Below are 24,282 nucleotides of genomic sequence, written 5' to 3' on the forward strand. Positions count from 1 at the left end.
TAAAACCTCCTGAAATAGAACAAAACCGGATTTATATCTCAAGACAAAAAGCTACTTCTCGACGAGTCTTAAACGAAACACTTTTAGAGCCTCTATTAAATGAATATGGTTTTCAGGTCTTGATTTGCGAGCAACTCTCTCTTGCTGAACAAATACGACTATTTTCCAATACAGAAGCTATTGTTGGTCCTCATGGTGCTGGACTAGCAAATATAATGTACCCTCAACATAAAATATCCATAGGGGAAATCTGCTGTCCTCCAACAGTTCCGTGTTACTTAGTCATAGCAAGACAGCTTGGACATTCTTTTTCAAGACTGCAAGCTGATCCAGTCGGTGATAATAAAATTGGTGATATGAGTCTCACATCTGAGAAACTGAAATCTTGGCTTAAGACTCTTTAACAAATTATTCAAAATGTCTAATTATCTGATCTATAATGAGACATTTTATATTGCTGATTTAAAATATGAATTAAGCTCACCCAGAGGTGCAGGGAGCAAGGGTTTTGAAAATGAAATTTTTTATTTTCATACTCTAATTTAGCGAAACCAGAATCTTTATAGTTTTTTTTAAACCTGTATCTAACATAGTAAATAAAATGCAACCAGCACAAGAGATTTCCTTAATTTACGAGCAAGACTATCCTCAGTGGTTAGATATTACTCTCAATCAACTGCAAAATCGTCAAATAGAAAACATTGACTGGAAACATTTGATTGAGGAAATAGCATCATTGGGAAACGAACAAACGTATAAAGTAGAAAGTTACTTAAGGCAATTGATTAAACACTTGCTTCTGTATCAGTATTGGGAAGCCGAGAAATCTTTTTGTCAAAGAGGATGGATTGATGAAATTGATAATTTTAGATCTGAATTTGATTTGCTATTAGAATCTAAGGTTCTCTATAATCATTGCCTGAAAGTTTTAAATAAAATTTATTTAAAAGCTAGAAGTAATGCAATTCGTAAGTCTGAATTATCTCCTGATCTATTCCCAATAAATTGTCCTTATTCCTTGACACAAATTATTGATCCTGAATGGTTGCCTTGATTAAAAATTAAATTTCCTAATCGGTTTTATTGTATAATATCATGCGGATTTTAATTACAGGAATTTGTGGTTTTGTAGGATCAACCTTAGCAAAGACATTACAAGAACATTACCCAGATTATGAAATTTTTGGTATTGATAATCTGTCCCGTTCAGGAAGTTGGTTGAATAAAGAACCCCTACAGCAACGCGGTATTAAGATAATCTGTGGAGATATTCGCCATAGTAGTGATGTTGATGCTTTACCTGCTGCTGATTGGGTGATTGATGCGGCAGCTAACCCTAGCGTTTTAGCGGGGGTGGACGGTAAAACTAGTAGCTTGCAATTGGTTCAACACAATTTATTTGGAACAATTAACCTTTTAGAATATTGTAAACGCCATCAGGCTGGGTTTATATTGCTTTCTACCAGTCGAGTCTATTCAATCTCTGGATTGAGTCAGTTGCAAGTGACGGAAGCAAACGGGGCATTTTATCCTGTTCCTGAGCAGGTTTTTCCAGTAGGTATTTCCCCAATGGGAGTATCTGAAAACTATTCTACTGATCCACCAGTATCATTGTATGGCAGTACAAAAGTAGCCTCAGAGCATTTAGCTTTAGAATATGGTGCGACATTTGATTTTCCAGTGTGGATTAATCGCTGTGGGGTCATGGCAGGAGCAGGACAGTTTGGACATCCAGGCCAGGGGATTTTTGCCTTTTGGATTCATAGTTTTAGAGAAAATAAACCTCTAAAATATATTGGTTTTGGTGGTAAAGGGTATCAGGTGCGAGATTGTTTACATCCACGGGACTTAATCAGTCTTTTAGAAAAACAATTTGCTGAACCTTTGAATACTAACAAGCCAAGAGTAATCAATATCAGTGGTGGGATAGAAAATAGTATGTCTCTGTCTCAGTTAAGTGCATGGTGTAAAGACTGGTTTGGTGAAAATGAAGTATTAGAAACGAATATAGAACGTGTTTTTGATATTCCTTGGATGGTATTAGATCCAAGCAAAGCAGAAAAAGTTTGGGAGTGGATACCTCAAACAGGGATATATGAAGTAGTGAGGGAAATTGCAGAATTTGCTGCTCAACAACAAAATTGGTGTACGATATCAGCCTGATAAAAAATTTAAGTTGTCTTCAGATGAAAATCAAAGTACTTTTTATTTCAATTGCTCCACCAGAAAATCATTGTGGTGTTCGTGTAGTAATGTATCGACATCTTGTCGAACGAAATCCTTTTGAGCTATTAGTTGCTACTAGTGCAGAGTATTCTCTAGAACCGCAACCTCATTTATACCTTCGGATTCCTTATCTATTGTACAGATTGCAAAAATCTAGGTTTGGACCATACTTTCGTTCTCTGTTATTAGATTTCGAGAATTTAATATGGTTTTTACTTCCCAATCGAACTTTAGATGAAGCAATCAATAGTTTTCAGCCAGATGTTTTATTGGTGTTAGCAGATAATTCCTTAGCAGAAATGGCCATACGTGCTGCAAAAAAATATAAGCTTCCTCTTGTTGGCTTATTTTTAGATTGGTTTCCAATTATGGATGGTTACTATGGTCATTCTTGGAGTTGTGAACTTTTGAGTCGTAGATTTCGTAAACTTTATAAGACCTGCGATTTAGCGTTATGTACCAGTAATGGAATGAAAGAAGTTCTTGGAAATCATCCTAATAATCATGTGATTTACCCTATGCCTGGTCAACATAAGATACCTAATCGGGTTTTTCCACCATCAACGGGTAGGTTTAGATTAGTTTACGTGGGATCTGTACAAAATTTTTACGGAAGAATGATGTGTGACCTCATTCAAAAATTTGAGTCTACATCCGATCTTGAGTTTATCGTTGTTGGTCCTAATGCAGATTGGCCGAAACCTATACTAGAAACAGCAAAACTTCAGGGTATTTATCTTGGTTTTAAACCTCCAGAAGAATCTGGAGAAATATTGGCTGGAGCAGATGCTTTGTTAGTTGTTATGAGTTTTGATGAGAAGTATGAGCTATTCATGAAAACTAGTTTCACAACTAAATTTCTTGATTATGTTGCTTTTAGTAAACCTATAATTCTTTGGGGACCAGAATATTGCACTCCTGTACAAGTAGTTAGGCAATATGGTGGAGCCATTGTAGTTAATCGTCCAGATGCCTCAGAGGTTATTGATGTATGTAAAAATTTAGCAACAGACAGTAAACTAAAAACCCAACTTATTGAAGAGGCTCAATATCTTCATCAAAGCCTATTTAACCCTGATCGGTTGCAAAACATTTTTGTTAGTGAGATTGAGAAGTTAGTTTCTATTCATAGTCTAAAAAAGTAACTCTTAATTGATGAAAATATGAATTATATTCAACCTAAAATCATTGTGATTTCTTCTGTTCAGCCTAAACCTACCTCTGCTGGACAAGCACTTTTGTATCGTCATCTAAACCAGTTAGATGGCTGGGATATTGAAGTAATAGAAGCACCTAAACCCACTTTGATGGAAACGCTACTTCACAGGATGCAAAACACTCGCTTCCATTATTGGGCTAATGACTTGGAAGTTTTGATGGCTGGTTCACGTTGGAAAAAACCCGTTCGTTTAAATAAGTTTTCCAACTCAGAAACAATCATTTTAACAGTTGCCCATGAAGACGGTTGTTGGGAGGCATTGCGATTTTCTAAAATAAATAGGATTCCTCTTGTGACATTTTTTAATGATTGGTATCCAGATTTTCCTTCTGCTCATAATAAATGTAAGCAATTATTAAATAAACGGTTTAAAAATTTATACATTAAATCAGACTTAGCATTTTGTGCGTCTGAAGGGATGAAGCAATCTTTAGGAAATCATCCTAACAGTTATGTTCTATATGGAATTCCTGCAATATTAGAGAATAAAGCAATCGTTGACAAGTATCCATCTCAATTAAATGAACAAAATAGAGAATTTAATGTTTTATACTTTGGCAATTTATATGATTATGGATCAATAATTGCTACTTTCCTTCAAGAGATTAAAAATAACCCTAGAATTAGGGGGCAAGTTAGAGGTGCTAAACCTAATTGGACACAAGATTTTCATTCTGAAATGCGTGATCGCAATTTATGGTTAGATTTTGCCCCCAGGGAAGAATTAGATCAATGGCTGGCTTCTGCTGACGCTTTTTTGGTAGTAATGAGCTTTGATCCTGCTTTACGACGACGGATGGAAACCAGTTTTCCCACTAAAATAGCTGAATACGCGCAATTTGGTAAGCCTTTAGTAATTTGGGGACCAGATTATTGTTCGGCTATTCTTTGGGGTAGAGGGGGCGATCGCGCTTTATGTGTAACTGATCAAAACCCGGCTGTTTTAGTTTCCGCTCTAGAAAATCTTAAACAATCACCAGAAAAACAAGAATACTATGCTCAACAAGCTAAAATCGCGGCTCAAGCTGAGTTTAATCCTGTTCTAATACAGAATCAATTCCTAGAACATATTAGCAATTTAATTATCAAAACTTGAAAACAGACAGCCTATTTTACCGATTATTTCAAATATTTCCGCCATTGTTGTTTGATTTGCTCGAATTTACCCCTAGTAACAGCAGTTATAGCTTTGAATCTGTAGAAATCAAACAAACAGCCTTTCGTTTAGACGGAGTATTTTCACCACCCAAGAGCGATAAAAATTCTCCCATATTTTTTGTAGAGGTACAGTTTCAACCAGATAAAGTATTTTATCACCGCTTTTTTAGTGAAATTTTTCTTTACCTCCGTCAATTTGATCCTCCTAACCCTTGGCAAGGAGTAGTTATTTATCCCAATCGTCCCACGGAAACAGGGAAAACCTTTCACTATGAACTATTATTGGCGAGTCCCAAAGTCAAGCGTATCTATTTAGATGAATTAGAGCCACTAACAAATGCCCCTATTAGTCTGAAACTGGTGAAACTGATCGTTACTCCAGTACGAAGAAGCGTAATTTTAGCCCAGGAAATTGTTAAAGAGACTTATGGAAAAATAACTCAAAAACAATTGCAATTACAGCTAATTGATTTGTTAGAGACTATCATGGTTTATAAGATACCCACATTAAGTAGAGAGGAAATACAGCGGATGATAGGAATAACAGAAGTTGACCTCAAGCAAACTCGCTTTTATCAGGATGTCTTTGCTGAAGGTAGAAATGAAGGTAGAAACGAAGGTAGAAACGAAGGTAGAACCCAAGGAAAGCAAGAAGAGGGAGTGAATATAGTTATGCGGCTTCTGCGGCGACGATTTGGTTCTTTAGATGCTGCTGTTGAAAATCAAATCCAGGTTTTGAACCTAAGTGCTATTGAGGTGTTGGTTGAACAATTACTTGATTTTACGGATATTTCTCAGTTGGAAGCCTGGTTAGAAAAACATTAGGTTTTTAGTATAGGCGATTCTTCCGAATCACTGGCGCGATAGCTTAACTGCTCATTACAGGTATCTCGTAGCTGACCAAGGCGATCGCGCTCTATATTTTACCAAAAAATTAGCACACGCTCATGTAATTATTCCCAATCTTGACTCGTATCACAAATAAAATTATCCATAATTATCTCTTCAAAGTGGTATGGACAAGTCAATGGAAATGTCCGTAATGGTAAATTTGTCTCTCGCAATGCCAGATCAATGGCAGATTCAAACCCCTCTGCCAAAACTTCTTGTATACGAGACTTTAAACTAGGATTGTGCTGTAAATGCCTCCGAATGGCTCGACGCTGTTCTCTAATAGTTAAAAACCAACTGCGAGATTGCTTTTCTGGTTGATGTTCCCACTTTAAAAGATGTCCCACTAAAACACCAATACGACTGACAAGTTCTCGATATTCCTGCCTTCCCAAAGATTGAATTTCCTCCTGTAAATGTTCCCAGTCTAATAGTGATAATTGTTTTTGAGCTAAGGCTTCTACCTGTTGCTGTGTCCAAGCATAAAAATCTTGCTGATACAAAGAAGTTTTGTCAATATCCATAGTTATCAATAATTGATCATCGTATTTCTATGATACTATTCTGGTTATTGGTTGGTGCAGAAGAGGCGATCTCCTAGAATATAAATTATCCGTATAAGTATACTAGCGATTATTGGGGTATCAATTTTTTAAAAAACATATTGTAGAGCGATCGGTCAAAGAGTAGAAATCTATTGTTAAAATAATTAAAAAAATCCTTACCAAGACTGATTAACTTAACAATGATAACTACAAACATTCCACCCTTAGAAAATGGCGATCGGCTAAATCGGTTACAATTTGAACAACGCTATGCTTTAATGCCTCCCCAAAAAAAAGCAGAATTAGTTAACGGAGTAGTTTATATGGCGGCAGCATTAAGGTATAGAAGTCATGGTTTGCCCCATAGTTATATCATGACGTGGTTAGGAGTTTATGCAGCCAATACACCAGGAGTAGAGTTAGCAGATAATACCACAGTAAGATTAGATCTAGATAATGAACCCCAACCTGATGCCTTATTAAGAATAAAGTCAGAATTTGGAGGACAATCTCGCATTAGTGAAGATGATTATGTTGAAGGATCGCCAGAATTAATTGTTGAAATTGCAGGTTCTACAGTTTCCTATGATTTATACGATAAACTCACAGTCTATCGTCGTCATGGAGTTAAAGAATATATTGTTTGGCGAGTTTATGATCAACAAATAGATTGGTTTTATTTGGAACAAGGGAAATATATAAACGTTCCCGTAAATGATCTAGGTTTAATTGAAAGTCGAGTTTTTCCAGGTTTAGTCTTATCAATTGACCATCTATTAAAAAATAACCTAGCTCAAGTACTATCAACCTTACAAATTCAGTTAAATACTGGAAAACATCAAAATTATTGTCAAGAACTAAAGTATATTCGTGGAAATAATTCCTAAGCAGAACACAGGAGTTAATTATTTATGTATCAAACTAATCAGCCTTTATCGCCTAAAGAAACACTCCCTACCATGTACGATTTGCCCAGCGAAAACCAGGAGGAACCAGGATTGCCAGACGAATTTCACCTTTTACAACCAGAACTACTGCGTCTCACCTTTCGTCCCTCCGATTATTCCGAAAACAATATCTTTATAGCTAGTGACTTAAACTTATATTATGACCCACTTCATCCCCAGTGGTATAAACGCCCTGATTGGTTTGCAGTTTTAGGAGTATCCCGTTTTTATGATCAAAAAGAACTTCGTTTGAGCTATGTCACTTGGCAAGAAGGAACTAATCCTTTTGTGGTAGTAGAATTGATATCGCCTGGCACAGAAACAGAGGATTTAGGTAAAAGAAATTTACGAGAAATTAGCCAGCCGCCCAATAAATGGACAGTATATGAGCAAATTTTAAGAGTTCCCTATTATTTCGTTTTTAACCGTTACACCAACGAACTTCTATGTTTTGGTTTAATGATGAACCGCTATCAACCCATCCGTGTGAATGGCATGGGTGTTTGGTTAGAAGAAGCACAGTTGGGTTTGGGATTATGGGATGGAGAATATCAAGGATCACGGAGGTTGTGGTTACGTTGGTTTGATCGAGACAATATTTGGCTACCAACACCCGCAGAAAGAGAACAACAACGAGCTGAACAGGAAAAACAACGAGCTGAACAAGAAAAACAACGGGCTGATTCCGCCGAATTGGAAATTGCTAGACTCCGGCAATTGTTACTCGAACAAGGAATCAGTTTACCTAATGATCAATAGTTTATATTACAACTTGGGTAATTGAAGCAATAAAAAATCCGGGATTATGCACCTGACTTATTACCCATTGTTAAATTAGCATATTTAATCTTAATGAAGACATAGAGAGTCTAGTTATTTTAGGTAAGCTAGAACTACAATAAATTTTAGATCGGGCGATCGCTCTCATTTAATCCTGCTCTGATACAGAATCAGATTTAAGAATTACTAAAATGACTTATTTGAGTATTATTACACCACTATTTAATAAAGGTAATTATATAAGTGAAACTATATCATCAGTTCAGAGTCAGATCATGACAGATTGGGAAATGATTATTATAGATAATGGCTCAACTGATAATAGTCCCTTAATTGCTGATCAGTATGCTCAAGAAGATACCCGAATCCGTTTCATGGAATTTAAAGACAAACAAGGTCCGTGTTCTGTCCGCAATATGGGATTAGGATTTGCCACAGGTGATTGGGTGCTTTTTTTAGATGCAGATGATTTAATTACGCCAGATTTTTTAATCAATCGCTATAAACTATCAAATACCAATGCTCAAATTATTGTAGGTAAGTGGCAAGAATTTGAAGATAATGGAATTAAAAAAGCATTGGAAAGACAACCCACAGGATGGAAAGGTGATACTTTTGAGGTTTTAGAAAGTGCGATCGCTTATGCACCTTGGGCATTACATTCTGCTATTATACGTCGTAATTGGTTAATAAAAGAACGCCAATGGCATGAGGAATTAAATCAAGTAGCATCGGAAGATACTGCATTTTGGTTTAGAGTATTACAAGATGCAAAGATAGCTTGGTGTGATCATGCAGGTGCTTTGTATCGAGTTAAAACATCCAATAGTAGAAATCAAATTCGGGATCCCCAAAAATGGATTTATTCTGTTTCTATAGTTATAAAAACTAATTTAACCTACCTGGAAAAATTAGGAATTAAGCCAACACCATCTCAGTATGAAAATGTTTTTCGCGTATTAGAAAGTCTATATCGCCTAGCCTGGAAGTCAAAGTTATATTCTGAGAAAAATAACTTGCAACAGCAGATTTATGAATTTATGGATATAACGCCTTTAAACTTAGGTATTGTTGTGAGGAAATTGATTGGTCTGGAATTATTTAATTTGATCAGGTATGGTATGAAATGAGAAATAATTTAACCTCATTCCACGATGTAAATACTTCTTTGCACTGGTTAATTGTCGAAGATGCACTGCGAGATCAAAAAGGTCATTGGTTTGAATATATCAGTACCTTCTGGCAGGGTTTACACGAACTAGGTGACAATGTAACTGTTCTAGCCGATCGCCAAGCAGAGTCATTTATTTTAGAAAACCTCAAAGCCCTGCCAGTATTGCCTCCCTCGATTTGGCATCGCATGAGTGATGGAGCTAATCCTTTAATTCGTTATCTACGACTTCCAGTTCATGCTTGGCAGACGGTGAAAGCAATAAAAGGATTTTTGTCTCAAAATAATGCATATGATGTCATCTTTGTTCCTACAGTTCTTGTACATCATTTGTTAGCTTGGACTTGCTTAATTAAGCGTCATTTAATAGGTAGACGAACAAGGGTTATTTTGTTTTTTCCCAACGCTCCAGTAAATTATGATTTAGCAACTGGGGAGTATAACTGGACAAATTCACTTACTACACGCTTACTCAAATTCTTACTGAAGATATTAGCATCTGAAGTCCAAAATGGACAGGTCATATTAGGGGCTGAAACTTACTCAATGCAAAAAGCGTTAACCATACTCAGTGGTGTAAATTTCACCTATTTTCCTCACCCTGTTCAACCTTTTAGTACCGAAAAGATTAATTTATCAACTGATGGAAAATTAATCATGGGTTCTTATGGAGCAGCAAGGCATGAAAAAGGTAATGATATACTTTATAGGGCAATATTAGAGTTTAATCATCTTGATACTAACTCCAATATACAGTTTATTTTGCAGTGTCTTGAGGGTTTTGAGGGAGAAAGAAGTTTATTAGCTGATCATACTAACGTGACTTGGTTAAATGAATATTTTCAACTCGGTGATTATCCAAAATACCTTCAAAAAACTGATGTGATGCTTTTGCCTTATCGGATTTCTTCCTATTCTCTTAGGGTGTCTAGGGTTATTATTGAGGCGATGGTGAATGGTATTCCAGTAATTGCAACGGAAGGGACTACTTTAGCAGAGCAGTCGGCTGAATTTGGAGCTTTGGTGAAATGCAAGAATGAAGATCCTGTTAGTCTTGCTGAGGCTATTCGGTATGCAGTGACTCATTACCAGGAACTAAACGCACAAGCAAAACAAGCAGTTCCCAAAGCACAAAAACATTTTTCAGTTCAGTATTTTAGGGACTGTTTATGTAATGTTCCCCTTGTTTCGTTACCATGAAATTAAATTCAGATAGTCGGTTACTTTATTTTTCTCCTTCATGGTCAGGAGGACTAGCAGATTATGCCCATGAACAGGCACAAGCTCTTGGACGCAAGGGTATTCAAGTAACGTTACTCACTTCTCCTGCTTACAAAAAAGAGAAAACAGACCTTTATACGATCAAACAAACTTTAGTTTCTACTGGTGCATTTAATTTCCCTTTAGCCTTAGTGCGAAAAACCGTCTTAGTAGCTAATATGTTACAAAATTATGCTGTTTTGGCTAAGACTATTCAAAAGGAAGGTTTTCAGTATGTTTTATTCGGCTCTTATGCAGAATATATAGCCCCCCTTTGGGTTAATCCCTTGCGTCAACTAGCAAAACAGGGTGTAATCTTTGGAGCAATTGTTCACGACCCAGTAAGAGATTTTGTTGTAGGTCCATTGTGGTGGCATCGCTGGTCAATTGCTTGCGGGTACTCGTTTCTGAGAGAGGCTTTTGTTCATGAAGCGATTAAGTTAGATACAGTTAAACCTATGCCCCAATTGGTAACTACTGTCATTCCTCACGGTTCTTATCAGTTTTCTCCACCTTATCAAAGCCGAGAACAGGTGCGGAAGGAATTAAATATTTCTCAACAGGCTAAAGTGCTATTGTCTTTCGGTCATATTCGAGACGGCAAGAATTTAGATTTAGTATTAAAGGCGATCGCTCATTTTCCCGAAATTTATTTGGTAGTCGCAGGTAAGGTGTCTTCATCAACTCAAAGACCTGTCAAATATTATCAAGATTTAGCTCAGAGTCTTGGCATTTATGAAAGATGTCGGTGGCTAATTGACTTTATTCCTGAAGAGCAAGTGGGAGATTTGTTTAATGCTTGTGATGCTCTTGTGTTAACCTATGCGGCTAGTTTTCAGTCTGCTAGTGGTGTTTTAAACACAGCAGTTAATTATAAACGTCCTTGTATTGCCTCAGCAGGAGAAGGAAACCTGCGTAGTGTTGTTCAGAAATATAAGTTGGGAGTATTTGTGAAACCAGATGATTGGCAAGCTATCGGTGATGGTATCCAACAATGGTTAAATGGAATTGATCAACCTCAATGGGAACGGTATGAACAAGATAATTCTTGGGATAAAAATGCTGAAATTATTTGTCAACGATTTTGGGGAAGAGTAATATTTTCCTGACAGGGGGACAAGAAGGACAAAAAGCTTATGTAGTAGGAGATACAGAATGTGGGACAAAAAAAAGATAAGTAATAAATAGTAATTATGAACTAACAGAGTAAAATGATAAGTGAAATATACCAGAAAGTGTTAGAAAATGAACTGGGAAGAGCCAGATATCTACTTTTATTAATAATGGTTGGAACATTGCAAATAGTGAAGCAAGCAAAGTTAGAAATATTAGCAGAAGCCCTACCCATACCCATTTTATTTGAGAGTAGAAAAAGGAAATTAAGAAGATTTTTAAAGCTAGAAATACTGAATATTGAAAAAATCTGGTTTTTATGTCTAAAAGAGATGTTAAAACAGGAGGAGAGATTCACAATCAAAGGATTAGTATATATTGCCATAGACCGGACGAGTTGGGGAGCAATAAACATATTAATGGTGAGTATAGTGTATGACAAAAGAGCCATCCCAATATATTGGGAAATATTAAAGAAAAAAGGCAGCAGCAATCTCAAAGAACAACAGCAAGTATTGGAGAAGGTATTTAAACTGCTATCAGATTATAAAATAGTGGTCTTAGGAGACAGAGAATTTTGCTCGGTGAGTCTGGGAAAGTGGCTTGAGGAGGAAGGTGTATACTTTTGTTTAAGACAAAAACAAAGCACAAATTTTAAGGCAAAAGATGGAGTTTATCAAGAAATGAGGGAGTTGGGTTTAACTCCAGGAACTAAATTATTTTTGAATGATGTAAATATTACAAAGGAAAAGGGATTTGGAGAGTTTAACTTAGCCTGTAAGTGGAAAAAAACTTATCGAGGGTTTAAAACAAAAGAACCATGGTATATCTTGACTAACTTTGAAGATTTAGAAACAGCAATAATTGCGTATCAAAAAAGATTTGATATTGAAGAGATGTTTCGAGATTTTAAGTCTGGAGGCTATAATTTAGAAGGTTCTCAATTAGCACCCCAACATCTATCTAAGCTGATAATTGTTATAGCTATAGCTTACACAAGTGCCACAGTTCAAGGAAAAGAAATTAAGGATATGGGAATCCAAAAATATGTCACCAGACCTGAAAAAAGATATAAAGGTCAACGCAGACACAGCAGTTTTTATGTAGGTCAACATCTCTATTATTGGCTTGGGGTACATAAAATGTTTCAAGAAAGTATAGAAGAACTATTGCAATTTAGCCGCTATCGGTTGAAGGATTACATCAAAGGGCAAAGAGCTATGGAGCTTGCTCTATCTACCTTCTAGCTATCTTGTCCTCCTGTCAGAATATTTTCTTAGAAAAAATCATTTTTATAAAATGTTTCTAATTCTATAAAAAGACTTGATTGATGGTGCTTATTCATATGATGAACATAAAAGAAAACGAGATTGCTACATTAGTAAATTCTGTCTTAGAAGATTACCAAGAATATCCTGTCTTATTGGACAAAGAATTAGAGTCTAACATTGCTTATTTGAAAACTCTTAGAGAATCTTACATTAGAACCGTACAAGATATAGTTGAAATAACACAAAGTAGTTCTAGACAAAATTTAAAAATATTAGAAATTGGTTCTTTTTATGGATTGGTCAGCATTTGTCTGAGCCAGCTAGGATATCAAGTGACTGCTACAGATATACCCGATTTTATTTTTAACGATAGTTTGCAGAAAAAACTTTCAAAAAATAATATTAGCTCATTTGGATGTGATTTAAGTCAGTTAGAATTTCCTTGTAAAACAGAAGAATTTGATATTGTGATAATGTGTGAAGTATTAGAACATTTGAATTTTAATCCATTACCATTAATAAAAGAAATCAATAGAATAGTTAAACCTAATGGATTATTTTATTTGTCACTTCCTAATATTACTTCATTAAAAAATCGAATTAGGTTATTAACAGGTCATTCAATACATAATCCAATTGAGCATTATATTTGGCAATTAAATCCAGAAAGTACCATGAAAATTGGAATTCATTGGAGGGAATATACTACTAATGAAATTAGAGAGATGTTAGATTTACTAGGATTCTATGTTGATAAACAATACTATTTTGATTGGTTTGATCAAGTATCTGTATTTCAAAGAACATCTATGATTTCAATGATTAAATTTCTGTTAAAGAAAGTAGTTTATAAAATATTTCCATCTCTGAAAGAAAATCAAACTACTCTAGCGAGAAAAGTCAAAGATGTTAAGAATTTATTTATTAATTTCTAAAATTACTTATGTTTGATTCTATTACTGCTGGGGGGAGAAATTGGGGGTTAAGACTTGGTTTAGTACCTTTTTCTACATACAATTTAGGTTATAACGGTTACACAACAAGACAAGTTGGTGGTGTAGTGTTGTTCAGAAATATAAGTTGGGAGTATTTGTGAAACCAGATGATTGGGAAGCTATCCGTGATAGTATCCAACAATGGTTAAATGGAATTGATCAACCTCAATGGGAACGGTATGAACAAGATAATTCTTGGGATAAAAATGCTGAAATTATTTGTCAACGACTTTGGGGAAGAGTAACTGATGTCTAGCAAAAATCAATTCTCAAGTATAAATTCCACCCCCCCCCACACACACAGAAAACTTTATAGATGGTGCTTATACATATTAAATGCTATATACTTGGTTACGACTTTACCATCTGCCCTTCTTATTGTCCAATCTGAATATTATAGATTTGTGACTCTTGAACAAATTACTGCAAAAGTTTCACACTTCAAAAACCCAGATTATATTTTTATAGGTGATTCTATTACTGCTGGGGGGAGAAATTGGGGGCTAAGACTTGGTTTAGTACCTTTTTCTACATACAATTTGGGTTATAACGGTTACACAACAAGACAAGTTGGTGGTTCATTAGACAAAGCCATCAAGCTAAGTCCACGCTATATATTTATTATGGCAGGAACTAACGATCTCTTTGATAAGAGACTATCAGATCAGGATATTGAAGAAGATTGGAACAAAATTATTCAACAGGCAAAACAAGAAAATACTGCTCAGTTAATTATAACTAGCCTACCAATTATGGCTGATAAAACTTATGATAAGCGCATTATTAAAATCAATAATTTTATCAAAAACCTTGCCACAAGTAATGGTTATAAATTTATTGATCTTAATTCTGTTTTATTATCTCAAGATAATCTAAATTTTGATCGCAATCAATATTTTTCTGATGGCGTTCATTTCTCTGAATTGACATACAAACTGTGGTCTAAAGAAATCAAGGAGCTTCTTCAGAATGAAAATAATTAATGAAAAACCAGATTTACTAAAGCTAAATCCAGTAATACATACTTTAATATCAGGACAAACTGTTGTAGGCAGATCAGATCGTATCCATCAAACTACAGGGATATCAACTATTAATAATTTAGTAGTTATTTCTAATTTGATGAATGAAATGCAGGCAACCAGTACACTGGAAATTGAAATGGCCTATGGAGCTTCAACACTTGTTTTTTGTGCGATGCACTTAAACTTAAACCTAAAAGAATCGGAGCATATCGCTATTGATCCATTCCAATTTATACACTATGATGACTGTGGTGTTATAAATGTTCAAAATGCTAAGTTGGATAGATTTTTAAAGATTTATTATGAGCATTCTTGCTATGTTCTTCCTCAATTAATAAAACAAGATAAGAAATATGATTTGATTTATATTGACGGTTCTCATCTGTTTGAGGATGCTTTTTTAGATGCCTACTTTGCACTACGTTTACTCCGCTCTGGAGGTGTAATGTTAATAGATGACAGTACAGATCCTCATGTTGCTAAGGTGATTTCCTTTCTTCGGAAAAATCTTTGTACTGCTATAGAAGAAATCGATCTAACTGAATATCGACTAAGAACTGAGATATCTCCTAAATATTATCTGGCTAGAAAATTTAGACGGGTTCAATTGACGGGATTCCGCTTAATAGGAAAAATAGATAGATCCTATGGAACAGCATTAGTTAATTTTTAGGTTAATGAGATAAAATTTTGTTAAAACTTGTTGTATAGCTAATAGGCTTGGAGATGCTCTGATTTAGAACCAGATGATACAATCAAATAAATAAGATTATAATTGATTGCCATGGCTTTTCCCTTTCCTGGGATGAATCCCTATTTAGAATCCCCTAACTTTTGGTCAGCCTTTCACAGTCGTTTAATAGTAGCGATCGCTGATGCAGTTGCGCCTTCATTACTACCCAAGTATTATATCGAAATAGAGATCCGAACCTATCTCAGTACGCCAAATGATAGTCTTTTGGTAGGTATTCCCGATGCAGTTGTTTTTTCATCCCGAACAGCGCAAAAAATAACTCATTCCCCAGCATTAACAACACTTATTCCTCAACCCAAAAGAGTATTATTGCCAATGCCAGAAGAAGTTAAAGAACGTTATTTAGAAGTTCGAGAAGTGGGAACGGGTAGAGTAATTACAAGCATTGAGGTACTTTCACCTAAAAATAAAGTAGCGGGAGCAGGAAGAAATGCTTATCAACAAAAACGGCAGGTAATTTTAGGAAGTCTTACCCATTTAGTAGAAATTGACTTACTCAGAGGAGGAAAACCAATAGAAGCAATAGGACAAAATCACGAAGATATTAATAGCGATTACCGCATTCTCATTAGTCGTGCTGAACAACGCCCCTTTGCTGATTTATATGGGTTTTCGCTACGAGACAAAATTCCCAGCTTTCCCCTTCCTTTGGAAATAGAAGAGTGTGAGCCTATTGTAGAACTTCAAAAGATTATTGAGGGTATTTATGATCGGGGAGGTTATGATTTGCGGATTAATTATCAGCAACCACCACCACCACCCACTTTATCACCAATGGATACTGAATGGCTGAAAGACTGTCTACACAAAAGCTTTGAGAATTAAATCAAAATCCTCAATAATGGTATGAATAAGATTTCAGGTTACTAAATTTAAAAGTATGCAATTTAGGCTGATTGGTGGTAGTATCCTTAGTTATTTCTACAGTTATATTCTAGCAAATTGTCCATCTCGTCGGTTGAGAATGGCTTATCTTCAAACTTATTTATCTCAAGTAGGTGAAGGAACATCTGTACAAATGGGATGTCGTTTTCTCAATGGTCGGAAAATTTATTTGGGCGATCGCAATGTGATTAACTTTGGTTGTTTATTAGATGGTCGCCATTATAAAATTCAAACTGGTTCTGATGTTTCTATCGGTCCTGAAGCTAGTATTCTTACATTAGGTCATGATCCCCAATCTCCAGATTTTGACGATAGAGGTGGAGATGTGATTATTGGCGATCGGGCTTGGATTGCCTATCGAGCTATCATTTTACCTGGTGTTACAATTGGTGAAGGTGCTGTAGTTGGTGCTGGTTCAGTAGTTTCCCGTTCAGTTGATCCCTATTCCATTGTGGCAGGTAATCCAGCCAGAGCGATCGGAGAAAGATCACCTAATCTCAGCTATCAACTTAATTATTTCCCTTGGTTACTTTGAACCTCAATGAAAGAAACTCCACAAAAATGGTTAGTAGCCCTACTAGGGGCGCGTATGCACTATGCAGTACCTCGCATACTACATCAAGCCGGATTACTTGAACATTTATACACGGATATTTGTGCTATCAAAGGCTGGACAAAGATTCTTCACACAATTCCCCAGTATTTACAACCCTCCAGTATCAAAAGACTGTTGGGACGAATACCCGAAGGAATACCATCAGAAAGAATTACAGCTTTTAACAGGTTTGGATTTGATTATGCTCAAAAACTACGTCAAGCACGATCATCTTCAGAAACTACTCAAGCATTTTTATGGGCTGGTCAGAATTTCTGTAAACTTATTCTAGAACAAGGCCTAGTGAAAGCATCAGGAATTTATACTTTTAATACTGCTGGTTTAGAAATATTACAAAACGCCCGCAAGCAGGGACTAATGACAGTTACAGAACAGACTATTGCCCCAAAAGCAATTGAGTATCAACTCTTACAAGAAGAATATCAAGCCTTTCCAGACTGGGAATCTCCTTTAGAAGCAGACCCTTTTTTACTCGAATTATCAGCTAGAGAACAAAAAGAATGGTCAACGGCCGATATTGTTCTTTGTGGTTCAGAATTTGTCCGCGATGGAATTATTGCTTGTGGGGAATCATCACAGAAGTGTCAAATATTACCTTATGGAGTGGATTGGCGTTTTTTACTGCCAGAGCATTTACCCCATAATGGACAATTGCGGGTCTTAACCATTGGTGCAATAGGATTGCGGAAAGGTTCGCCTTATATATTAGCAGCAGCCCAGAAATTAAAAGGATTAGCTACATTTCGCATGGTTGGTTCATTAGGAGGCATTCAACCAGAAATTAAGTCTATCCTAGCTTCTCATGTGGAATTAACAGGTTCTGTTCCTCGATCAGAAATCCTTAACCATTATGCTTGGGCAGATGTTTTCCTCCTCCCTTCCATTTGTGAAGGATCGGCAACAGTTATTTATGAAGCATTAGCCGCAGGATTACCTGTAATTTGTACCCCAAATACTGGCAGTGTAGTCAGAGATGGCATAGAGGGATTTATTGTCCCAATTCGTAACCATAAAGCGATCGCTGATAAGTTGGAATTATTAGCAATTAATCCAGACTTACGCCGTGAGATGTCTAAAAATGCTGGACAAAAGGCCAAGGAATTTACTTTGGATAGTTATAAACAAAGATTATTAAAAATTTTGACAAACATATAAAAGTTTTATTTGCTCAACCAATTTAATCTCTCATCCCTTGCAGAAAATTTATTGAAGCTTTAATTATGCCTCTAAACTTTCAAATTCCTGTTAGTTACTATATTGCATCTGCGCTTTTAATCTTATTTTTTATCGAAGCAGCTACTAAAATATATCGTAGTTGGGCTGTACCTGCTTTGATGATCTATCTAACCACAGGGATGTGGTACTTTACAGAAGTTTTCTATACCCCTGAGCGATTAACTATTTTTAATAACTCTGTTCTTGAACAAGGTTATTATCAGGTCTGCATTTTCTTAATTACATTCCGTTGGTTAGTACCCAAATTTACTCGCAAAATAGGAAAACATTCATCTAAAGTTATTAACTTTAACTGGTTTACTTTAAATCCTCATAGGTTACTACAAATATTATTAGTAATATGGATAGTTTTGTTTATTTATGGTGTTAGTCTCTTAAACTGGAATTTTTTCCAAGCTCTATTTCCTCAAGGTGGTCGCTGGTCTTCCAAACTATGGATGCGTAGTGGAATAGGGGAAGGATTTGACTTTATTATTTCTGCTGCTGGTTATACTTATACCTTAATATGTGCAATGTTTGGAGTTCTGTTATTCTTTCAACGTCAACTCCAATCTAAAATAATGAATTTAATAATTATTATCATTAGTTGGCCTGCTTTCTACCTTTCTGGTACGAGAAATGCCTTTCTGGCTGTAGCCATGCCAGCATATATGACATATATTCTAACTTCTCGTCAAAAATGGTGGATAAAAGTAATAATTTCGGTTGGATTATTGGCTTTAATTAATTACTTATTGTTAATCATAATTAATTTTCGCAATACAGGTATTGATGCTTATTTTGAAGGTAATGCTACTCTAAATGTCCAGGTTAAGCATGAAGGTTTAAACATGGCTGAGGAACTATTTTATATCAATAAATTCTATCAAGAAGGTCAACTAGCCTTACAGTATGGCATAGACTACCTAGCTGAAGCTTTAAATATCATCCCCAGATTTCTCTGGCCAAACAAACCACTTTTAGGACATGAATATAATTTGTTAAGAAATCCAAGTAGTGGGATTCAGGCAACAATTGCAGCCGGATTTATTGGGCGTGGAGTTCTCAATTTTGGTCCTATTTTCGGTCCAGTAATACCTGGTATTTTAATGTCTCTTTGGGCTGCTTTCCTAGCTCGACTATGGAATCAGCGAGCATCAATTTTAAGGCTGGCACTTTTCTTAGTAGGTTTAGGAATTACACCAAATTTAGGGCGGGATATTACACTACTGGTTCTTTGGCCTATGATTTTTGGCTTTGTTATTGTCCGCTATTTAGAACGCCTTGAACTTCAACGACTAATAAAACTCAATTCCATTATCCAGTATAAACATGAATTGCCCTCCTAAAAACCTAAAAATAGCAATTCTATTTGCTAACTATGGTCCTTATCATATTGCTAGAGTTTCATCTGCTTATGATGCTTGTAAATCTAAAGGATGGACTGTTTTCGGTATTGAATTAGCTCGTTCAGGAGAGGAATACCCTTGGCAAACTACTCTAAATAATATTCCTTTTGAAATAATTACTGTATGCAAAACTTCTTCTTACGAAAAAACTCCCACATTATTTCTTATCCAAAACCTCTTTAAGGTACTATCAACAAATAAACCTGATGCTATAGCCATAGCTGGTTATAGTGAACCAGCAATGATAGCTGCTTTTTTATGGGGTAGATTAAATAGAAAAACTTTAATTTTGCTTTCTGAATCTAAGGAGGATGATGCACCTAGGAACCTAATCAAGGAGTGGTTAAAAAGACAAATCATTCAAAATTATAATGCGGCTGTTGTTGGTGGAAAACCACATCAAAGATATTTGCAAAACTTAGGTATGAACCCATTATCAATTTATTTTGGATATGATGTTGTTAATAATAAAGTTTTTGATCCTAATGTAATTCGAGTTCTATCTAAGCCTATTAATAAACCATATTTTTTAACAATTAATCGTTTTATTAGCAAGAAGAATCTCCCCTTTATTTTAGAATCTTATGCTCAATATCGCGATAAATTAGGTGACTTAGCATGGGATTTAGTATTGTGTGGTGATGGAGAACTGCGTTTACAAATAGAAAAACAAATTATTCAATTAAATTTAGATAAATATGTCCATCTTCCAGGATTCTTGCAACAAGATGAACTACTTTTCTATTTTGCCCATGCTCAATGTTTTATTCATGCCAGCATTCAAGAACAATGGGGATTAGTAGTAAATGAAGCTATGGCTGCTGGCTTACCAGTCTTAGTTTCTAAACGTTGCGGTTGTTATGAAGATCTAATCATAGAAGGTCTTAATGGTTTTGGTTTCGATCCTGTTTCTTTATCTGAGTTAGTTGATTTGATGATTAATATCACTCAAAGAAAATATGATCTTTCCAAAATTAGTCAAACAGCCTTAAATCACATAAATAAAAATTTTTCAATAGAAAAATTCGGCTTAGGAATTTTGAAAGCTGTAGACTACAACATCTAACCCTAAACTTCTTTATTTAGCAAATAGATTGCCTCAGAACCCATATATTTTGATAGGCTTTCAAATCTAGACTCTAATGAATAGTTCCAGGATGGAGGAAGTATATTATCTAAAAACTGACAACCCATAGAAAATTTTTCTACAGATTCGATGTGAAAATTAGCTGCTTGACAAAGCCGGACTATATCACCATGAGTATAATATGATATTTTATAACCATTTCTCTTAAAATACTGTTTTTGTGTAAGTAGCTTTACTATTTGAGTAACTGGATGATCTAGTAATGTGGTTTGTAAGATGATTTTTCCATTATTAGACAATAAATCTTTCAAGGATTTTAAGAGTTTTAGACTGTTAGGGATATGAGCTATTAATCCTGAACAAATAATTAGGTCATATTGTCTATTAATAGCCTGATTCTGAACAAAATCAAAGATATCTAAGTTAAAACACTCTATTGTTGCCTCATTGATAAATTGATTTTTACAGTTATTGTAAGCTAATTCTAACATTTTAGCCGATATATCTACTAAGGTTACTTCTACGAATTTATTCGACTGAATGATATTAGATGTGATTTTTCCATCTCCTACTGCACAATCTAATAATCGTCCTGAAACGTGAGAAGATAATTGATTAATAATCTCCATGCGTTTATTAAAGTTGAAAGTTGTTCCTGATTTATTTTCTAAATTGAAATAATCTGAATATATAACGGATGTTTTATCAAAAAAACTTTGTATTACTGATTTCTGATTTTCTACCATTGTAATTTACCTGCTAAACTATTCTCAATTTATAATACTTTTAAACCTACTTGTCAACTTTTGAATATGAAGATTTTAATAGTTACCCCTGCATTAGGAGAAGTCTATGGTGGCCCATCGAAAAGTGTACTGGAATTAACTCGATCAATTGGTAGAAAAGGTGTTAGCGTAGATATTGTCACTACTAATGCTAATGGATCTAAAATTATAGATGTCCCTTTATTGACTTGGATCAAAGAAAATAATTATCGGATTCAATATTTTCCTTATTGGAATTTTTTAGATTATAAATTCAGCTTTTCATTAACTTACTGGCTGTTTAAGAATGTTCGTGATTATGATTTAGTGCATACTAACGCTATTTTTTCTTATCCAGTTTTACCTGCATATTGGTCATGCCAAATTCATAAGATTCCTTACATTGCTACTCCACGAGGTATGTTAGAGCCTTGGGCTTTAGCTTATAAATCATGGAAGAAAAAACTTTATTTTAATTTATTAGAAAAGCCAGCCTTGCAAAAAGCCAATTCTATTCAAATGTTAGCTTCTATAGAAGCCAAAAGAATTAAAAGTCTCCATTTAAAACCATCTTTAGTTATTATACCTAATGGGATTGATGGAAAAGACTTTGAAACTCTTTCTAACCCAGAAATTTTTTATAATCAATTTCCAGAAACTCGCAATAAAACATTAATTATATTTTTAGGTCGAATTGATCCTAAAAAAGGATTGGATTTATTAGCCCCAGCTTTTGCTAAAGCATATCAAAAATTTCCCCAGACCCGTTTAATTCTTGTAGGACCAGATAACACAGGATTTTTGCCCACTGCTGAAAGTTATTTTAGTAAAGCTGGTTGTATTAATGCTGTCACTTTTACGGGAATGTTGACAGGTGAGATGAAATATGCAGCTTTAGCAGCAGCTAATATTTATGTTGCTCCCTCCTATTCTGAAGGCTTCAGTATGTCGGTTTTGGAAGGTATGGCTAGTGGTTTACCTTGTGTGATTACTACTGGATGCAATTTTCCTGAAGCTGCTACGGCTAAAGTTGCTAGTGTGGTTGAGATTAATACTGAACAGATAACTAAGGCTTTAATTGAGCTTTTAGAAAATCCTTTGCAAGCTAAAGAAATGGGCGATCGCGCTCGTAAATTCATCTTAGAAAATTATACCTGGGATCAGGTGGCAGCAAAACTGGTTAAAGTTTACAGCGATATTATTCACAACAAATCTTTGCTATAATATTCTCATCAAAGTTTATATTTTATTCAGTGTGAAATACGCTGTAATTTATATTTTATGTCCTATCCGACTCCTATCTTAGATCAAGCGATCGCTGCTCGTCGTCACCAAAATGAACAACAACGACTGGCAACTTTAGAGCAGGTAATATTCTGGCTAGAGTCTAAAAGTCAACATTATGGAATTGAAAGAGCTTATGTATTTGGCTCACTGACTCGTCCATATTGTTTTACACAAAGATCAGATGTGGATGTCGCGGTTGAAACTATTTATGCAGAGCATTTTTTTACAGCAATAGCACAGTTATCAGAGCAAATAGAGCGTCCAGTAGACTTAGTTGAGCTATCTAAATGCCCATTTGCCGATCGCATTCGTCAGCAGGGAATATTATGGACAGAAAAGATTTAGCTATGCTGGAGTCAGATATGGCAGCCCAGCGAGTGACAATTGATCGGGTTTTTGATATGTTATCACAGCGATCGCAAAATCTTTCGCCAGAAAATTTCGAGAAATTGGAAAGTTTGGCTTATCAACTTCACAACTTTTATGGCGCTGTTGAAGAATTATTAAAGGTTGTTGCAAACTATTGTGAAAACAATATATCAGATACCTCTCAGTGGCACAGTTTACTATTAAAGCGAATGATGCAGCCTGTTCAGGGAGTACGTCCAGCGTTGCTTTCCATAGAAAGCTATGATTTACTGAATGCTTTGCGAGGATTTCGGCATTTTTTTCGTCATGCTTATGGTGTACCGCTAGATTTTTTGCAACTTGAAAGTAATTTGCATAAAGCTGTTGAAGTGAAGCCTTTGTTAGACCAAGATTTTGATCGTTTTTTGCAGGTATTCCGTAGTTAATTTTAGTAAAAACTATATTAATTTTCCCAACGAAAAAACTTTGTTATCATAAATTAAAATTCTCTCTAAATACTCTTGTTGGTATTAGCATGATTGAAAATTTTATTAAGCTAGATTTAAACCAATCCCTAGCACAAAGAAAACAAGAAGCATTAGAAGTAGCGCGAAAATGTCAGCAGATCCTCATAGAAAAATTTGCAGCGCAGGAAGTAATATTATTTGGTTCTTTATCAGGTGAAAGTCCTTGGCATTGGCATTCCGATTTAGATTTAGCCGTGCGGGGAATGTCAGAGCAACAAATATGGGATGCTTATTCTGAATTAGAAAAATTATTACCAGATTGGTTAAAAATAGATTTAATAGCTATTGAAAAAGTTCCAGATTTCGTCCGTTGTCGGATTCTCAAAGAAAAACCTATGCCTACTAATAAATATCTGGCTTTAAAAACTCGAATTGATGATGAAGTGATTGCTTTAGAAGAGAATTTGCAGACTCTTATTCAACTTCTTGAACAGTCAGACAACATACCAGAAATTGCTCTTACCCCGGCTTTAGCCAGCTATACCTGTGATTTTTATACAGCTTGTGAACGGATTAGCGAAAGAGTTGCTGTTAGCCTAGATGGAGGAATGCCAAAAACAGAAAATTGGCATGAAAAATTATTATTACAAATGGCAGATGTAGGTGGTGAAAATCGCCCTCCTCTGTGGCAAGGTTCACTGTTATTAGAACTGAATGATTATCGTAAATTTAGACATTTAGCACGTCATAGCTATAATATCCAATTGCAAAGCGAAAGAGTCTTAGAATTAGCCAAGCAGGTAGAATTAGTGATGGCTAAAATTAAAAGTGCGATCGCTCTTTTTGATC

At 35.3% G+C, this 24,282-nt stretch carries 27 protein-coding genes; 25 read left to right on the top strand and 2 right to left on the bottom strand.

From position 1 onward, the window contains the following. The 6 genes from VB711_RS23525 to VB711_RS23550 all read left to right on the top strand — a co-directional run. A partial coding sequence (locus VB711_RS23525) for a glycosyltransferase family 61 protein (protein ID WP_323288787.1) occupies window positions 1-404 on the top strand: 404 nt, incomplete at its 5' end. Window positions 405-601: 197 nt separating this feature from the next. After that, entirely contained in the window at window positions 602-1,054 is a 453-nt protein-coding gene (locus VB711_RS23530; RefSeq protein WP_323288788.1) for a DUF29 domain-containing protein, read from the top strand. A 41-nt stretch (window positions 1,055-1,095) separates the two neighbouring features. Further along, window positions 1,096-2,163 (top strand): NAD-dependent epimerase/dehydratase family protein, encoded by a 1,068-nt coding sequence (locus VB711_RS23535; protein WP_323288789.1) that lies wholly within the window; start codon window positions 1,096-1,098, stop codon window positions 2,161-2,163. Window positions 2,164-2,186: 23 nt separating this feature from the next. Next, a complete protein-coding gene (locus tag VB711_RS23540) occupies window positions 2,187-3,371 on the top strand; it encodes a hypothetical protein (RefSeq protein WP_323288790.1) in 1,185 nt (394 codons plus the stop codon). A gap of 18 nt (window positions 3,372-3,389) precedes the next feature. After that, window positions 3,390-4,541: a glycosyltransferase gene (locus VB711_RS23545; protein WP_323288791.1), complete on the top strand. Its 1,152-nt coding sequence runs from the start codon at window positions 3,390-3,392 to the stop codon at window positions 4,539-4,541. Next, window positions 4,538-5,428: an Rpn family recombination-promoting nuclease/putative transposase gene (locus VB711_RS23550; protein ID WP_323288792.1), complete on the top strand. Its 891-nt coding sequence runs from the start codon at window positions 4,538-4,540 to the stop codon at window positions 5,426-5,428. The genes VB711_RS23545 and VB711_RS23550 overlap by 4 nt, the downstream gene beginning before the upstream one ends. A 128-nt stretch (window positions 5,429-5,556) precedes the next feature. Here VB711_RS23550 and VB711_RS23555 read toward each other — a convergent pair whose 3' ends face one another. Next, a complete protein-coding gene (locus VB711_RS23555; protein ID WP_323288794.1) occupies window positions 5,557-6,018 on the bottom strand; it encodes a DUF29 domain-containing protein in 462 nt (153 codons plus the stop codon). Between the two features lie 221 nt (window positions 6,019-6,239). Between VB711_RS23555 and VB711_RS23560 the strand changes: the two genes are divergently transcribed. The 15 genes from VB711_RS23560 (at window position 6,240) to VB711_RS23630 (ending at window position 20,546) form a co-directional block, all read left to right on the top strand. Then, a complete protein-coding gene (locus tag VB711_RS23560; protein ID WP_323288795.1) occupies window positions 6,240-6,926 on the top strand; it encodes a Uma2 family endonuclease in 687 nt (228 codons plus the stop codon). Between the two features lie 24 nt (window positions 6,927-6,950). Further along, window positions 6,951-7,745 (top strand): Uma2 family endonuclease, encoded by a 795-nt coding sequence (locus VB711_RS23565; RefSeq protein ID WP_323288796.1) that lies wholly within the window; start codon window positions 6,951-6,953, stop codon window positions 7,743-7,745. A 212-nt stretch (window positions 7,746-7,957) separates the two neighbouring features. After that, the gene (locus VB711_RS23570; RefSeq protein ID WP_323288797.1) at window positions 7,958-8,896 is read left to right on the top strand and encodes a glycosyltransferase family 2 protein; all 939 of its coding nucleotides are present in this window, start codon (window positions 7,958-7,960) and stop codon (window positions 8,894-8,896) included. Further along, complete coding sequence (locus tag VB711_RS23575; protein ID WP_323288798.1) at window positions 8,893-10,137, top strand: glycosyltransferase; 1,245 nt, start codon at window positions 8,893-8,895, stop codon at window positions 10,135-10,137. Before VB711_RS23570 ends, VB711_RS23575 begins: the two co-directional genes overlap by 4 nt. Beyond that, window positions 10,134-11,306: a glycosyltransferase gene (locus VB711_RS23580; protein WP_323288799.1), complete on the top strand. Its 1,173-nt coding sequence runs from the start codon at window positions 10,134-10,136 to the stop codon at window positions 11,304-11,306. The genes VB711_RS23575 and VB711_RS23580 overlap by 4 nt, the downstream gene beginning before the upstream one ends. 126 nt (window positions 11,307-11,432) lie before the next feature. Beyond that, window positions 11,433-12,557 (top strand): IS4 family transposase, encoded by a 1,125-nt coding sequence (locus VB711_RS23585; RefSeq protein WP_323288800.1) that lies wholly within the window; start codon window positions 11,433-11,435, stop codon window positions 12,555-12,557. Between the two features lie 98 nt (window positions 12,558-12,655). Continuing rightward, on the top strand, window positions 12,656-13,516 hold the full coding sequence (locus VB711_RS23590) for a class I SAM-dependent methyltransferase (RefSeq protein WP_323288801.1): 861 nt from the start codon (window positions 12,656-12,658) through the stop codon (window positions 13,514-13,516). 157 nt (window positions 13,517-13,673) lie between these two features. Then, on the top strand, window positions 13,674-13,832 hold the full coding sequence (locus VB711_RS23595; RefSeq protein ID WP_323288802.1) for a hypothetical protein: 159 nt from the start codon (window positions 13,674-13,676) through the stop codon (window positions 13,830-13,832). Between the two features lie 148 nt (window positions 13,833-13,980). Beyond that, on the top strand, window positions 13,981-14,559 hold the full coding sequence (locus tag VB711_RS23600) for an SGNH/GDSL hydrolase family protein (RefSeq protein WP_323288803.1): 579 nt from the start codon (window positions 13,981-13,983) through the stop codon (window positions 14,557-14,559). Continuing rightward, window positions 14,546-15,274 carry a class I SAM-dependent methyltransferase gene (locus tag VB711_RS23605; protein ID WP_323288804.1) on the top strand — a complete coding sequence of 243 codons (729 nt, stop codon included), beginning with the start codon at window positions 14,546-14,548 and terminating at the stop codon, window positions 15,272-15,274. Before VB711_RS23600 ends, VB711_RS23605 begins: the two co-directional genes overlap by 14 nt. A gap of 111 nt (window positions 15,275-15,385) precedes the next feature. Continuing rightward, window positions 15,386-16,180, top strand: coding sequence for a DUF4058 family protein (locus tag VB711_RS23610; protein ID WP_323288805.1), 795 nt, complete (start codon window positions 15,386-15,388; stop codon window positions 16,178-16,180). A gap of 193 nt (window positions 16,181-16,373) precedes the next feature. Further along, on the top strand, window positions 16,374-16,775 hold the full coding sequence (locus VB711_RS23615) for an acyltransferase (protein WP_416233611.1): 402 nt from the start codon (window positions 16,374-16,376) through the stop codon (window positions 16,773-16,775). Between the two features lie 6 nt (window positions 16,776-16,781). Next, window positions 16,782-18,011, top strand: a complete 1,230-nt coding sequence (locus tag VB711_RS23620; protein ID WP_323288807.1) for a glycosyltransferase family 4 protein — start codon at window positions 16,782-16,784, stop codon at window positions 18,009-18,011. Window positions 18,012-18,076: 65 nt separating this feature from the next. After that, entirely contained in the window at window positions 18,077-19,420 is a 1,344-nt protein-coding gene (locus VB711_RS23625) for a hypothetical protein (RefSeq protein ID WP_323288808.1), read from the top strand. After that, window positions 19,404-20,546, top strand: a complete 1,143-nt coding sequence (locus tag VB711_RS23630; protein WP_323288809.1) for a glycosyltransferase family 4 protein — start codon at window positions 19,404-19,406, stop codon at window positions 20,544-20,546. Before VB711_RS23625 ends, VB711_RS23630 begins: the two co-directional genes overlap by 17 nt. A gap of 2 nt (window positions 20,547-20,548) precedes the next feature. On the opposite strand, the gene VB711_RS23635 is transcribed toward VB711_RS23630, so the two are convergent. After that, on the bottom strand, window positions 20,549-21,313 hold the full coding sequence (locus VB711_RS23635) for a class I SAM-dependent methyltransferase (protein ID WP_323288812.1): 765 nt from the start codon (window positions 21,311-21,313) through the stop codon (window positions 20,549-20,551). Window positions 21,314-21,379: 66 nt separating this feature from the next. On the opposite strand from VB711_RS23635, the gene VB711_RS23640 reads away from it, so the two are divergent. The 4 genes from VB711_RS23640 to VB711_RS23655 all read left to right on the top strand — a co-directional run. Further along, window positions 21,380-22,555, top strand: a complete 1,176-nt coding sequence (locus VB711_RS23640; protein WP_323288813.1) for a glycosyltransferase — start codon at window positions 21,380-21,382, stop codon at window positions 22,553-22,555. Window positions 22,556-22,612: 57 nt separating this feature from the next. Next, window positions 22,613-22,963 carry a nucleotidyltransferase domain-containing protein gene (locus VB711_RS23645; RefSeq protein ID WP_323288814.1) on the top strand — a complete coding sequence of 117 codons (351 nt, stop codon included), beginning with the start codon at window positions 22,613-22,615 and terminating at the stop codon, window positions 22,961-22,963. Continuing rightward, the gene (locus tag VB711_RS23650) at window positions 22,945-23,412 is read left to right on the top strand and encodes a hypothetical protein (protein ID WP_323288815.1); all 468 of its coding nucleotides are present in this window, start codon (window positions 22,945-22,947) and stop codon (window positions 23,410-23,412) included. Before VB711_RS23645 ends, VB711_RS23650 begins: the two co-directional genes overlap by 19 nt. Before the next feature lie 89 nt (window positions 23,413-23,501). Next, on the top strand, window positions 23,502-24,282 hold a 781-nt coding region (locus tag VB711_RS23655), incomplete at its 3' end, for a nucleotidyltransferase domain-containing protein (protein WP_323288816.1).

Source organism: Cronbergia sp. UHCC 0137 (genome assembly GCF_034932285.1).
Taxonomy (GTDB): domain Bacteria; phylum Cyanobacteriota; class Cyanobacteriia; order Cyanobacteriales; family Nostocaceae; genus Cronbergia.

What these genes read in the sequence shown, in the direction of transcription:
- VB711_RS23645 (WP_323288814.1), top strand. Translation starts at nt 22,613, where the DNA reads ATGTCCTATCCGACTCCTATCTTAGATCAAGCGATCGCTGCTCGTCGT.
- VB711_RS23540 (WP_323288790.1), top strand. Translation starts at nt 2,187, where the DNA reads ATGAAAATCAAAGTACTTTTTATTTCAATTGCTCCACCAGAAAATCAT.
- VB711_RS23635 (WP_323288812.1), bottom strand. Translation starts at nt 21,313, where the DNA reads ATGGTAGAAAATCAGAAATCAGTAATACAAAGTTTTTTTGATAAAACA.
- VB711_RS23610 (WP_323288805.1), top strand. Translation starts at nt 15,386, where the DNA reads ATGGCTTTTCCCTTTCCTGGGATGAATCCCTATTTAGAATCCCCTAAC.
- VB711_RS23590 (WP_323288801.1), top strand. Translation starts at nt 12,656, where the DNA reads ATGATGAACATAAAAGAAAACGAGATTGCTACATTAGTAAATTCTGTC.
- VB711_RS23530 (WP_323288788.1), top strand. Translation starts at nt 602, where the DNA reads ATGCAACCAGCACAAGAGATTTCCTTAATTTACGAGCAAGACTATCCT.
- VB711_RS23630 (WP_323288809.1), top strand. Translation starts at nt 19,404, where the DNA reads ATGAATTGCCCTCCTAAAAACCTAAAAATAGCAATTCTATTTGCTAAC.
- VB711_RS23605 (WP_323288804.1), top strand. Translation starts at nt 14,546, where the DNA reads ATGAAAATAATTAATGAAAAACCAGATTTACTAAAGCTAAATCCAGTA.
- VB711_RS23625 (WP_323288808.1), top strand. Translation starts at nt 18,077, where the DNA reads ATGCCTCTAAACTTTCAAATTCCTGTTAGTTACTATATTGCATCTGCG.
- VB711_RS23570 (WP_323288797.1), top strand. Translation starts at nt 7,958, where the DNA reads ATGACTTATTTGAGTATTATTACACCACTATTTAATAAAGGTAATTAT.
- VB711_RS23560 (WP_323288795.1), top strand. Translation starts at nt 6,240, where the DNA reads ATGATAACTACAAACATTCCACCCTTAGAAAATGGCGATCGGCTAAAT.
- VB711_RS23545 (WP_323288791.1), top strand. Translation starts at nt 3,390, where the DNA reads ATGAATTATATTCAACCTAAAATCATTGTGATTTCTTCTGTTCAGCCT.
- VB711_RS23580 (WP_323288799.1), top strand. Translation starts at nt 10,134, where the DNA reads ATGAAATTAAATTCAGATAGTCGGTTACTTTATTTTTCTCCTTCATGG.
- VB711_RS23565 (WP_323288796.1), top strand. Translation starts at nt 6,951, where the DNA reads ATGTATCAAACTAATCAGCCTTTATCGCCTAAAGAAACACTCCCTACC.
- VB711_RS23615 (WP_416233611.1), top strand. Translation starts at nt 16,374, where the DNA reads ATGGGATGTCGTTTTCTCAATGGTCGGAAAATTTATTTGGGCGATCGC.
- VB711_RS23640 (WP_323288813.1), top strand. Translation starts at nt 21,380, where the DNA reads ATGAAGATTTTAATAGTTACCCCTGCATTAGGAGAAGTCTATGGTGGC.
- VB711_RS23620 (WP_323288807.1), top strand. Translation starts at nt 16,782, where the DNA reads ATGAAAGAAACTCCACAAAAATGGTTAGTAGCCCTACTAGGGGCGCGT.
- VB711_RS23535 (WP_323288789.1), top strand. Translation starts at nt 1,096, where the DNA reads ATGCGGATTTTAATTACAGGAATTTGTGGTTTTGTAGGATCAACCTTA.
- VB711_RS23650 (WP_323288815.1), top strand. Translation starts at nt 22,945, where the DNA reads ATGGACAGAAAAGATTTAGCTATGCTGGAGTCAGATATGGCAGCCCAG.
- VB711_RS23575 (WP_323288798.1), top strand. Translation starts at nt 8,893, where the DNA reads ATGAGAAATAATTTAACCTCATTCCACGATGTAAATACTTCTTTGCAC.
- VB711_RS23555 (WP_323288794.1), bottom strand. Translation starts at nt 6,018, where the DNA reads ATGGATATTGACAAAACTTCTTTGTATCAGCAAGATTTTTATGCTTGG.